The following is a 13,126-nucleotide window of genomic DNA, read 5'->3' as shown; positions in this document are numbered from 1 at the left end:
TAAAGCAAAAGTCAGTTCACTGATTTTCCTTATCAGTATTTAAGATCAGTTCTCTCTTTAACTCCAACAACTCAGCATGTATTCCTTCCTTACTAGCCGCACTAATCAGTTTTTCGGCTTCTTGCAACTGAACTGACTCTTCTGTATACATAATTCCCAATATATATTTTGTCCACGGCTCCAGACCCATTGCATACACGTATATCTCTTTAGGATTAAACTCTTTTATAATAGCATAACCACTTTCAAAGTCAGATCCATTAACCCTTCTGGAATGATCCATCTTTTTGTTTAATTCTTTAGGCATAAATGGCCCGTAATTCAGGCTTAAAGGAGCTCCTTCGCTTTCCATTCCCAGGAAAACGATGTCTATCTCTCCAACAATTTGCTTTAAAATTTTATAGACCTGTATTTCAAGATTGCTGGAGTCAGAAGCAAGTAAAATGGATTTGTTTTTTAACTTAACAAGGTGTAGTATTTTGGAATGTATATTCAAGTCACAATGTTCGCCTAAAAATGGCAACCCGATTATTTCCCCGCCCGGTATTTTTATGGAGTCCAATTCATCAAGTTCAATAACATTTTCAAAACCAATGCTTTTCAACAACCGCTTTAATGATGGGTCCTCCAGATTACCGTTTCCATTTCTTGGAACTACGATATTTTTAATTTTATAGCGAAGCTGAAGCAAGTATTCAAGGATAATGTGGTCTCCATGATTGTGTGTAATTAAAACATAATCTATGTGATCTGGAAGATCTGAGAATGTGTAGTTATCATTTTCATTCAGATAGCTTATGAACGGGTCTATCAGTATATTTACTTCGCTGGTTTGTAATAGAACACAGGCATGGCCAAAAAATCTTATCCTGATATCTCTTCCATCATAATTGCGGTCAGCTTTGAAATCAGGAGGAACCTGCGTAAAAAGACTATTCAAAAGTTGATCTGTTATTTCAGGAAGTAGAAGTTTAATTGCTTCAAGGGATTGAGGTATACTTTTAAGTCTGCTAAGCTTGTCAATAGAAGCGTCCACGAAAGGAGTTTTGAGTTCGTAAGCATCGTTATGGTCGAGTCGCGGGGTATCCAAAACGTGCCCCCTGATCAAATGATTCATCTTATACAGGTAGAAGCTCTGCCCGGAAACATCATAAAGATCGCTCTTATAAAGTAAAGATTCAAAAAAACGAAAGCCAGGTTGATTATTGATGTCATATAACAGTTCTACATAGCCTTTAAGTATTTCTGGAACACTTTTGTAAAGGCGTTCCAGGGAATATCCGTTCCCTTCTTTTAACAAATATTCATTTAATTTGAATACGCCGTCCGCGAATTCGATATGCCGCTCCGTGTGACTTAGTATTCTATTCAACAGCTGAAGCACACTTCCAACCTGATTCGCCGGCTTATTTAAAAATGTTCGCCCAACTGTGGCAGCATCAGATGTAGCCATTTCATGAAGATCCGGTGCGGCGATAAACGATCTCATCATTTTTATTTTATCATATATAAAAAAGGGAAACGTTGACGGAGAAATCAGGTAAGGAAGTGCATACCAGTTCCATATGATAGGCTCAATAACCGTACTTTGCCTCAGATAGTATTTGACTGGATCCATAATTTTATTGTTTCGTAATAACGGTTAATAAATTTACAAGATCATTTTCGGATAGATCGAAGTTATCTTCCTCCAAAACTGATTTTGTTATGCCTAAAAATGACGAATGAAAATCGGTAATTACCTGACTGGAAATAGGTTCTCCAGAAATATAAATTATTTCCAACCATCGGTCTTGCTCTACAATTCGAATCATTAGCCTCGTATCATTAATAGTGAAAATCTGCTGATCGTCAATAATATTATTCTCCGTGTGTCCATCGCCATCAAACAAATCAAAAATTTCAGCCCCTAGGAGATAATCGAATAACTTTCCACCTTTGTAAGAATGCATTGCGTTGTTAAATGCTGAGTCAGAAAAATATCTAAAATTATCGAGGATCATTTTTTCGAGGTTTCTGAAAAAACTCGCAGAAGTTGTTAACTGCTTCAACGGGGCTTTTAACGGTATGATGCTTCCGGGACTGTTTGCCCCATTAGGTGTTACAGTTAACCCAATCAGAATTTCGTCCTTGAAATTACACCGTGCCAGGAGTATGGCAAACAACCCCGTCATCAAGGTATAAAATGATATCACATTACTTTCTTTAAACTGCAAAAGCCTCCTGTAGTCATTACCAGCCCGGGGCAACTTGAATTTCCCGGCGATTGTAGCCTTTCCAGGGGATTGTGAAAACCTTAAAGGATACATGAAAGTAGACGGACTGCCAGACAAGTGATTCCTCCAGTATTCGCTTTTCACGGATTCGTTGCTTTCTAATTTCAATTCGTTAACCGGGGAGGAAACATCCGTAATAATCTGTAGCATAATGCTGAAAATATCCTGGCAAAGATGTTCAATTGTCAATCTGCTAAAAAGGCCCACCTTATACAACGCTTGGATTTGCATCTTCTCTTTTTCTAATCCCAGTGCGAGCGTTATATCAAAATCATTTCGCCATTCCGATCTCCTCTGAAACTCGGTTAGTTTGATCCCTGGGAGTTTCCGAAGTTTGTTTTCGGAATCTATTATACTGGAAATTACAATGCTTGGTTTCGAAGTACTTTCCGCGCGTTCAACAAAATTCATTCCCATGTTAATTTCAAACAACTTTATTTCGGCCTTCTTTATATTTTCAATTAAATCCCTAAGGCGTGTGGTCCCGTCAAACTCCACTATCAATGACTTCACATTGACAAAAAAACCAATGATTTCTTCCAATTCAGGAATGTTTCGTCCATTTAGCATCAGACCAACATCGGCATTGACACCATACATTTTATAGAGATAACAATTCAATGCTGTCAGTAATAAAATCGGTAAGCTTATCTTGTTCGAAACGCAAAAATTCCTTACAGCCTGTTCTGGTTCTTTTTCAATATTGAAATGAAATTCTTCATTTTGATTGCTCTCTCCTCCGCGACCTACTGCATAATCTGCAGGTAATCTAAAAGCAGGTTTCAGTCTTCTCGAACCAGGAGTATTTTTTTTCAAAAATTGCAATTGTTCGAGCTTTTTTGCCTCCCAGATAGAGAAATCCTTATAAGTGAATTTTAATACTGCCAGGGAGGAAGGCTCACGTTTGCTAAATGAATTGTATAGCACCAATATTTCGTTCATTAAGATATCAGTAGACCATGCATCAATCGCAATATGATGGGTTGTTAATGTAAAAATGAAGACATTTTCAGAAATATGCAGCAGTTTAACTCTCAGCAAAATGCCAGATTCCAAATCAAAAGCGATACGGTTATCATCCTTAACAACAGTTTCCGCTATTTCAAATGGTTTTTCGGCTTCAGTTAAATCCATGAAGCTGAAAGCATCAAACGGGTCAGCGATTTGCTGCACTATTTTCCCATCCAACAAGAGAAAACGGGTCCGAAAGCTTTCATGCCGGTTTACTATTTCGAAAAAAGCATTCTTTAATGCGATTGTATTCAACTCACCTTCCAGGACATAGGACCAGTATAAAAGATTTCCAAGTTTATCGCCCAGATGTTCCAACATCCATACCTGTTGCTGAGCTGTTGAAGCTGGGTAATACTCTAACGGTTCAGCAGTCGATATTAAGCTGCCTGTAGTGTAATCTTGTGTTGAAATTAAAGAGGCTACTTCACCGGCAGTCGACCCGGAGAACAATATTCGAAGATCCAAGGCAACGTTGAAAATACTGTTTATCCTGGCCCCGATGCGAAATGCTTTTATCGAGTTTCCTCCTAATTCATAAAACCCATCAGTCAATTTGATATTTTTATTATCAAAAACTGTTTGCCAGATTTTTAGCACGCCAGCCTCCAGATCTGTTAGTTGGTCATCGTGGACTGTTCTTGGATGTCTCTCTATTGAAGGGGTTAAAGCAAGCAGGTTTATTTTTCCATTAACGGTATACGGAAATTGCTTCATACAAACAAAAGAAGCGGGAATCATATAAGTTGGCAGATAAGTTCTCATAAAATCTCTTAATTCCCCAGAACCTATCAAGATATCTGCTTTGCAAAAAGCTATCATTTCCGGCTCATTTCCCAGGCCTTGCCTGATAAGAATTAACACATCCTCAACGTCTTGATGCCTGAGCAGAACACTTTCCACCTCTCTAATTTCGATCCGATAACCGTTGATCTTCACTTGAGAATCTTTTCTCCCTATAAATTCCAGGTTCCCGGTATGATGCCACCTTCCAAGATCACCCGTTTTATATAATTTTGTACCATGCCGAAACGGATTATCGCAGAATTTCAATGTGGTAAGTTCATCATCATTAAGGTAACCGCAACTTAGTCCTGCACCGGAAATGCATATTTCACCAACAAAACCCGGAGGCTGCAATTGGAGGTCACCGTTGGTGATATAAATATCTCTGTTAAGTATGGGTTTGCCGATGAAAATATCGGGACCTAAGATATCAACAGGATAGTAACTGCAGCACACCGTTGCCTCGGTTGGTCCGTAGGTATTGAAAACCGTTGTAAATTTTACCAGTTGATCAATATTTACCGCCTTTAGCCGATCTCCACCGCTAATGGCTATTCGAAGACTTTTAACGCGATTTGAGGATTTATTGATCTCGTGTAAAACTACTGGGGTTGAACTGACTAATGTAATTCCATTTTTTTCGATAACCTGTAAAATCCCTTCGATATCTCGGCCACCTTCACGATGAATAAACAACCCTCCTCCAACGCTTAAAATAGGAAAGATCTCTTCAATGGAAATATCAAATGCCAGTGAAGAAAGCTGAATCACTTTGTCAGATGCACCAAGAGAAAAATAGTTGATGAAAGTTTTGATGTAATCGTAAACCGCACCATGATGTATTGGCACACCTTTCGGTTCCCCCTCAGTACCAGATGTAAATAAAATGTGGGAAATATCAGAATCTTTCACTGCAACACTTTCATTTTTTTCAAATGACTTCATGTCCAAGCATCTAATGTCATTTTCTGTAAGAACCTTTATCTGTAAAGAATCAGGTATATCCAATGTTAAATCAGCAAAAAGTATCCGAATACCAGTACTTTCCAATACCATTTTAATTCTTTTTTGAGGATAAACCGGATCAATGGGAACATAAGTACCTCCGATTTTTAAAATGGCTAATATCAACTCTATGGCAAATACGGATCGATTCACCAGCATACCTATTCGTTCGCCAGGTTGTGCTCCATAATATTCCTTAAGTATTTTAGCAAGCTGGTTCGCCTTTCCATTGAGATCCTTATAGGTTAACGTCTCAGAACCACACACTATAGCTGTGTTACCCGGGGTTTGGTCAGCCTGTTTTTCAAAAAGCGTCAGAAAATTTTCGTTAGATGGGTAAATTACTTTCTTATCGTTATACTTGTTAAGAAGCAATTTACGATCATTAGGGCTTATGAAATCTATTTCCTTTAGGGCTTTCTCCGGAAATGCTGTTATTGTTTCAATCATACTCGGAATGAATACCCTTATACTTTTGATCAGTTCTGCATTCAATACCTCTGGGTTATATACCATATGCAGCAAAAGGCGATCTTTGTGCTGAATGAATTCCAACTTCAGATCAACCAAGCTGGAACCGGGTTTAATGTCGTACCTGTTTATTTGAAGACCATTTAAATGCAGATCCATTTCGAAATTCTGGTACAACACAAGGATATTGAACAGACCAGAAAAAGTAGTCTGCCTTTGTATAAGTTGATCCTTTAAAATATCTTCAAATTCATAATTACAAAAGTTCACAGCATCCAGAAATACTTTTTTTACCTTACCGAGTAGAGCTATAAAGCTTGCGGCTTTGTCGATCGAAGTACGAAGCACCAAAGTCTTTATGAAACAGCCAATTTGATTTTCAAATTCAGCCCTTTCTCTGCCGGCTATATCTGTCCCAATTACAATATCAGTTCGGTCCGACAGTTTGTTTAGCAGTAAATATGATAAAGAAAGGAGAACAGTAAAAAATGTAACTTGATTCGAACGCCCCAGCTTCTGCAGTGATGCCTGCTGCTTTTCAGTAATTTCTAAAATTTCGATTTCGGAATCGTTTGTCGCATATATTGATGGCTGAGAACTGCCATTTAGTGGTAAATAATTAGGCAGATTTTCTAACTGCTTGCGCCAGTAAAATCCTCCCGCCTCATATTTTTTTTCATCGATCAATTCATTCCTCAGGTACATGCAATCTTTAAATTGAAGTGCAATTGAAGGAAGTTTATACTCTCGTTTATCCGAGAGTGCGTTGTAAACTTCAGATAATTCTGAAATAAAAACGGATAAAGACCAGCCATCTGAGATGATATGATCAAAAGAAAATAACAATGCGTAATTATTGGATGACACTTCAATTACCTCTACTTTAAATAGTGGGCCATTGTCGTAATCAAACAGATGCATAGCCGTTTTATTTAACAGATCTGTGATCATAAAACGGTTGCTTATTGTCAGGTTTTTAAAACTCAAATAAGGACGAACTTCAGCTAACGGAAGAATTTTTTGCTGTAGCAGCCCATCGACCTCCTCAATAATGGTACGAAGAGATTCATGACGATCAATCAGAATTTCTAATGATTTCCGGAAGATCAATGGATTGAATTTCCCTTTGACAAAATATGCAGAAGCAACGTTTAAAGCCGATTTTTTTTTATGAAAATTTGCGATGGTTAAGAATCTGATTTGAGTTGGATTCAGACCATAAGTTTGCTGGCGTGTTAATAGTTCAGGAACAAGGATATTTTTTTTTTCAGTGTTTTTGATAATTGACGCTAACTGGTTGATAGTACAATTTTCAAAAAAATCATTTAAATGAAGGTCGATATTAAATTGTTTGTTTATCCGGCTTAATAACTGAACCGCCTGCATACTGTTTATTCCCAATGAGAAAAAATCTTCATTTAGTGACGACGATTCAATTCCTACATTGGTACTGATTAAAGATTGTAAAACCGCTGTGATTGAGGTTCGGTCTGTATCTTCATGAAAAGAATGTTGTTTCTCGAATTCTCTGAATTCGGAAGTTTGAATATCGTATTTTCCGGAAACATAATTTTCGGCAAGTTTAAAATGCTGAACTTTCCCGCTGGTTGTTTTAGGAATCTTATGCACCTGGACAATTTCACTGACAACTATACCCAGTTGAGCAAAGATTCCATTTTTAAGATTCCTGTAAACTGGAAGAAAAGCTTCCAGCTCCCCTTTAAACTGAATAAACAGGATGAGACCATCAGTTGCCATATTTTTATCCCTGGTACTGCAGGCCACAACCCGTCCAACTCCTATGCCTAAAATATTTTGTCCAATTGTTTCAATATCTGAGGGATAATAATTTTGACCATTAATAATTAAAATATTCTTTGCCCTGCCGGTAACAACGAGCTTGTTCTTAATTAAAAATCCAATATCGCCAGTTTTAAGCCACCCGTCTTTTGTAAAAACATCCTTTGTTTTAGTTTCATCGTTATAATATCCCTGGGTTACATTTAGCCCCGTGATTTGAATATGACCAACTATTTCCTCATCTAAACATTTATCCTTATCATCACAAATACGCACTAAGCAAGAGGATAAAGGAGATCCCAGGCTAACAAAGTCAACGCCTTTATCAGAATCAATTTCAATTTTATCTCCTATATTCAGGTGATCCCGCTTCAGCCTGTAGGAAAGAAATTCGTTTTTACTTATAGGAAGACTTACAGCCACCGATGCTTCTGCCAAGCCATATCCTGCAAACATTGCAGCACGATCAAGACGATAGGCACTCAAAGTTTCAAAAAACTTGTCAACGAGCGCTTTTGATATATTTTCCGCACCATTATAGATTAATTTAACCCTGGATAGATCCCAAGTGAGGTCGGGACTTCTTTTAAAGGCATCCAGGAAATATTGATAACCAAAATTGGGTGAATAAATTACCGTTATTTCGAAAAAGTTTACCAGGTCCAGCCATAAAATAGGTCTGCGGACAAACAACGATGTCGACATCACAAACTGATTAACATTGGAAACGACTCCAGTAAGATGGAAACATATCAGCCCCATATCATGAGTCAGTGGCATCCAGCTAAGCAGCCTGTCTGTCCTGTCGATGGCTGATCTTTCTATAATGTCGCAGGTATTGCTGACCAGGTTTTCATGTGTAAGTATAACACCTTTAGGTTCACCTGTAGATCCCGAAGAATATTGAACATACGCAATTGTATCCGGCAAAATATCTTCCTTCACGCCATAGAGACCAGTATCATTAATAGCAGTGTCGATGTGTCTGTGCTGAATTTCAAGGGCTTCACTATGACAGTTATGCTCTTCACAATATGTAATCAGCCGTATCAAATCATATTCATTAATCACCAGATACGGATTTTTGAGCGTCCGCCAAATACTTAGAAATTTCGCCTTATATTCTTCCCTCACTGCATTGGTCAGCGGTACCGCAATAATCCCCCCCAGCAGACAAGCCCAAAAGTTGACAACAAACTCCTGGTTGTTATCTAGTTGAATTACCAATTCCGAACCTTTCATAATTCCAGCTTGCTGAAGACCGCGAAGTCGCAAAAGTGCCTTAGCATATAATGACTTATACGACAGCATTTCCGCATCTTTCGCCCGGTCAATAAAAGTTATTCCGTTTTCATCAGAATCTTTATTGTTCAGCAAGAAGGAAATTAAAGTAGGTTTTTCCATTTTTAAATTTATCTTTTGAATCCCGATACCTGTGCTTAAAGATGAGTCCCCACATTCATTTTCAAAGCTCGCTGATAATAATACCCTGCTAGGGCAATATCAAATACGCCCATTCCCATTGGGTTAAACATTACACTTTCTGTATCTTTAAAAATAAATTGCTGTGAAAACTCCGTTATTGGGACTGTCTGTTCCCGCTTCAGACCTAGCTTTTTATGCATATTTTCTATATCTGTGTTTTCTCGACAAACTTCATCCCAGTCGTCAACGATAATTGTGTGGACATGATCCATAATTTCCGGCTTGAAATCACGTAAAGAAATATTTAACAGCAAAGCGCCGGATTTCGGCACTCCATATATATATCCGTTGCTGGAAATCGTAGCGGTGATAAATATATCTGCAGATTTGAAAGGGATTTCCCAATCAACACAAATAACAATTTTTTTTCTTTGATTTTCAGGTACGAGATCCAAGCAGACCTCTTTTTTATCATATAAATATATCTTCTCAATTCGGTCACCCAAAAGATAATCCAGCATATTAAGATGTTGTCGCCCTATAGGGCCAAATCCTACGATTCCGATTACAAAATTTCTGAGATGGTGCTTGTTTTCGAGATACCTGGTTACAACATAGCCTGTCAGGGATGCAGTACGTATCTCGCTTATCAATGCCGAATTTAAAATACAAATAGGCTTACCCGTTTTTGAATCATTAAGAATGGTAACTGAGTGAGCCCTTGGCAACCCATTCATTATATTCTCAGGGAAACTTGCAATCCACTTAATTCCCGCAACGGCGGTTTCTCCTCCAATATAAGCAGGCATGGCTATAATCCTGCTGGTGCTATTCTTAAATTTCACATAAGGCTTGATAGGTTGGCAGTAATCATCGGCACATAAAAGTTGTATAGCGTCACTAATTACAGGGATTGTATCCTTCCAGGATATGTCCAGTTGTTTCAAATTGACTTCTTGTAAATAAAGCATTACTTATCAGAATTAATGTTCAATTCTTGTTTTAACCACTCTTTCCAATTATCGTCGTATACGCTCTCCAAATATCCATTACCCTTATCTGTGCATAAAAAAACGGCATTGGGGCTAGTGGCGAATATTTTATCTTTAAAATATCTTTTTGCAGCAATATAACAGGCACCTGAAGAGGCTCCGGTCAATAGAAAATGCCTGCTGAGCAGCTCTTCACAACCATCCACAATATCCATATGTGACACATAAACCACCTCATCAATCAGTGCGCTTTTCAAGATAGGGGATGAAAAACTCGCACCAATCCCTGAAAGATACCGTTTTTGAGGTGCCCCGCCGAATATTACGGATCCGGAAATGTCAACAGCAATAACTTTTATATCCGGGAAGGCCTCCTTTAATTTTAGGGAAAGTCCGGTTATGGTTCCTCCGGTGCTAACTCCGATAAAGGCAAAATCGAGATTATCAAAATAATCGCAGATTTCCGCGCCCAACCCTTCAAAGTAACTTAGGTAATTGTGAGGGTTATGGTACTGATTTGGCCAATATATGCTGGGATCTTCCTGACACATAGATTGAATAATCTTTAGTCTCGTCAGTAAATAGCCCCCAGTTTCATCTACATCTGTTACTTTTACTACCTTATGGCAAATGAGATTTAACAGCCTTTCGGAACTTTTATTAATAACCGGGTCGATCACAGCAATAAACTTTATCTGTAATTGGGCACAGATAGTTGCTAATGAAAGTGCAAAGTTCCCGGAACTTGACTCAATCACAACGGTGTCCTTCGTGATTTTCCCATCCAGAATCGCATTCCAGATAATATAAAAAGCAGGTCGGTCCTTTATACTCCCGGTAAAATTGTAGTACTCCAGTTTGGTATACAGATTTATGTTCTCGACTGACAGTTTCCACATAGGCGTGTTTCCAATCAGGGGTTTCAGGAGTTTGAGTTTATTTAGCACTTTGTCTATATATGAAAAATAATTAATCTGATTATTCTCTTATGGTATCTGCCGGATTTATCTTAGAAACTTTTATCGCATGATACGCAGTAGTTATTATTACAACAAGCAAGCAAATTACAGTCGATAATGCAAACATCCACCAGGATATACTAACCCTGGCTGTAAACGTCTGCAGCCATTTCCAGGATGCGTAATACGAAATGGGCCAGGAAATTAGGCATCCTATAAGCGCAAGGAAAAAGAAGTTCTTGATATGTAAAACTGCTATTTGATGTACGGTGGCTCCAAGAACCTTTCTAATTCCGATTTGAGCCCTATTTCTGGCAGCCACGAAACTCGACAAACCGTATAACCCCAAGCTTGACACAATCAGCATAAAGAATGCTCCCAGCGTTATAACTCTTTTATACCTTGTGTCTGAACGGTATAAATTATCGTAAGCAGAATCAAGGGTATAATAACGAAACGGGATATTACCGAAAGCCTCCCGGAAATGCCTTTTGACTTTCAATACAAAACCAGAAAAATTGTCGGTTTTGTATTTTATAAAGAGAGACTCCGAACTTCCATTTTCGGGGGAAAAACAACTGATGATCAACGGGCCATTTTTCTGGTGTAAAGAATAGAAGCTGGCATCCCTGACAACTCCGATAACTACACCTTTTTTGTCATAATTTTTTGCTTCGATCTTCTTTCCTATGGCATTTTTCCAGCCAAAAAAGCGTACAGTACTTTCATTAACTAAAAAGGAGCTGCTGGAATCGGAAGAAAAGGATGGATCAAAATTACGACCTTTGATTATTTTAAGCCGGGCTAAATCAACAAAGGAGTTGTCAAAGGTCATTCTTGGAAAATTATAGATTCTCATACTACCATCACCTGACTCCACATTATACTCATCATTAAATGACTTGGATGGTGCATAATCACAAAGAGAAAGCCCTACAATTTCCTTTTCGCCACTCAAGGCCTGTTTTAAAAACGGTAGGTTGTCATAGTTGGGCATTTCAACAACAAGAATATTTTTTTTCTCAAAACCTATATCGGCATTAATAATATAATTCAATTGATTTATGACCAGAATTGTACAGATCAAAACGCCTGTCGAAATCGTTAACTGAAGCACAATCAATATCTTCCGAAGAGAAATCCCGCTGTTTCCCACTGACAGTGCTTTTTTATTTAAAGCACTTGTGGCATTTAAAGAAGAAAGGTAAAAAGCAGTATAACTACCTGCTATTATGGTAATAAACAGAATTAGGGAAAAGGTTAACAGTAGAAACTTGCCATCCGTAAGAATACCGAAATTTAAATGCTGTTCGATCAGGATATTAAAAACATGAAGTGTAAGGAGCACCAGTATGAATGCAATAAAGAACGAGATGATGATGATAACAAAAGATTCAACAAAAAACTGGATCCTGATTCGATTCGCGGATGATCCAAAAACCTTTCTTACACCGATTTCTTTTATTCTGGTGAGAGAAGTGGCAATGGAAATATTTATATAATTAAAGATTGATATGAGTAGGAAAAACAAAGCTATACTAATTAAAATAAACAATAAATCTTCGCTGCCATTTTCGGAAAGTTCATTATGCCGGTTGGAATGCAAATGAATATCACTTATCTTTTGAATGTCACAAATAAATTTTGTTCCCAAGGATTGCTCAACTGATGCAATAAAGCCGTTGCTTCTCATAAAATTATCAATCTTTTTCTTGAGAACTTCGACACTAGCTTTTTTATTAACCAAAAGGTATGTATAGCTATGAGCGTCATTCCAAACGTTTTCTTCTGGAGATGTGGCCCATGATACAAGCCCTTCAAATTTCAGATGTGTATTGCCCGGAGGATCCTCAATTACAGCACCAACCTTTAACGGTAACTTGTCATTAAGATAAAGAGTTTGGTCGACAGCCTTTTTGTTGCCAAAGATCTTCCCTGCTAAACTCGCTGTTAAAACTATCATACCCGGCTCCTTGAACGCTTCCGCCCCCCCCTCTATGAAATGAAAATCAAAAACATCAAAAAACGTCGAATCGGCTAATAGGAGGTTGTCAACACGGATATTTTCGGAATCCCTCGCTTTTACACTTCCGTTAAAAAAAATCTTGTTAATCCTTACCGTTTTTTCTATTTCCGGTATTGCAGCATTTAATGCGGGTGCTAAGGCAGGTACATTTGCGGCAAATTCGATTGACTTGTCCTGCATCTGGCTGGTTGCAGATATTCTATAGATCCGGTCCTTTTTCGAATACATGGATTCATAGCTGTATTCATAATAGACATAAATAAAAATCAGCAATGTTGATGCTAGCCCGATGGCAAAACCTAAAACTGTAATAAAAAAAGACAGCTTACTTTTTTTGTTGGCCCTATAAAATATTTTCAGGTAGTTTCTGAGCAT

General features: G+C 38.0%; 5 protein-coding genes. All 5 read right to left on the bottom strand.

Annotated elements, in window-relative coordinates:
* Positions 1-16 precede the first annotated feature (16 nt).
* The 5 genes from AB6735_RS22200 to AB6735_RS22180 are packed head-to-tail and all read right to left on the bottom strand — an operon-like array spanning position 17 to position 13,126.
* A complete protein-coding gene (locus AB6735_RS22200; protein WP_370998268.1) occupies positions 17-1,618 on the bottom strand; it encodes an MBL fold metallo-hydrolase in 1,602 nt (533 codons plus the stop codon).
* A gap of 4 nt (positions 1,619-1,622) precedes the next feature.
* Positions 1,623-8,753 (bottom strand): amino acid adenylation domain-containing protein, encoded by a 7,131-nt coding sequence (locus tag AB6735_RS22195; protein ID WP_370998267.1) that lies wholly within the window; start codon positions 8,751-8,753, stop codon positions 1,623-1,625.
* A 35-nt stretch (positions 8,754-8,788) separates the two neighbouring features.
* Positions 8,789-9,745, bottom strand: coding sequence for a hypothetical protein (locus tag AB6735_RS22190; protein WP_370998266.1), 957 nt, complete (start codon positions 9,743-9,745; stop codon positions 8,789-8,791).
* Positions 9,745-10,713, bottom strand: coding sequence for a 2,3-diaminopropionate biosynthesis protein SbnA (gene sbnA, locus AB6735_RS22185; RefSeq protein WP_370998265.1), 969 nt, complete (start codon positions 10,711-10,713; stop codon positions 9,745-9,747). The genes AB6735_RS22190 and sbnA overlap by 1 nt, the downstream gene beginning before the upstream one ends.
* A gap of 31 nt (positions 10,714-10,744) precedes the next feature.
* Positions 10,745-13,126, bottom strand: a complete 2,382-nt coding sequence (locus tag AB6735_RS22180) for an ABC transporter permease (RefSeq protein WP_370998264.1) — start codon at positions 13,124-13,126, stop codon at positions 10,745-10,747.

The organism is Mucilaginibacter sp. RCC_168 (assembly GCF_041355315.1).
Classification (GTDB): domain Bacteria; phylum Bacteroidota; class Bacteroidia; order Sphingobacteriales; family Sphingobacteriaceae; genus Mucilaginibacter.
The sequence above is the reverse complement of the archived record's forward strand: the minus strand, read 5'-3'. Positions and strand labels throughout refer to the sequence as shown.

What these genes read in the sequence shown, in the direction of transcription:
- AB6735_RS22180 (WP_370998264.1), bottom strand. Translation starts at nt 13,126, where the DNA reads ATGCTCAGAAACTACCTGAAAATATTTTATAGGGCCAACAAAAAAAGT.
- AB6735_RS22190 (WP_370998266.1), bottom strand. Translation starts at nt 9,745, where the DNA reads ATGCTTTATTTACAAGAAGTCAATTTGAAACAACTGGACATATCCTGG.
- AB6735_RS22200 (WP_370998268.1), bottom strand. Translation starts at nt 1,618, where the DNA reads ATGGATCCAGTCAAATACTATCTGAGGCAAAGTACGGTTATTGAGCCT.
- AB6735_RS22195 (WP_370998267.1), bottom strand. Translation starts at nt 8,753, where the DNA reads ATGGAAAAACCTACTTTAATTTCCTTCTTGCTGAACAATAAAGATTCT.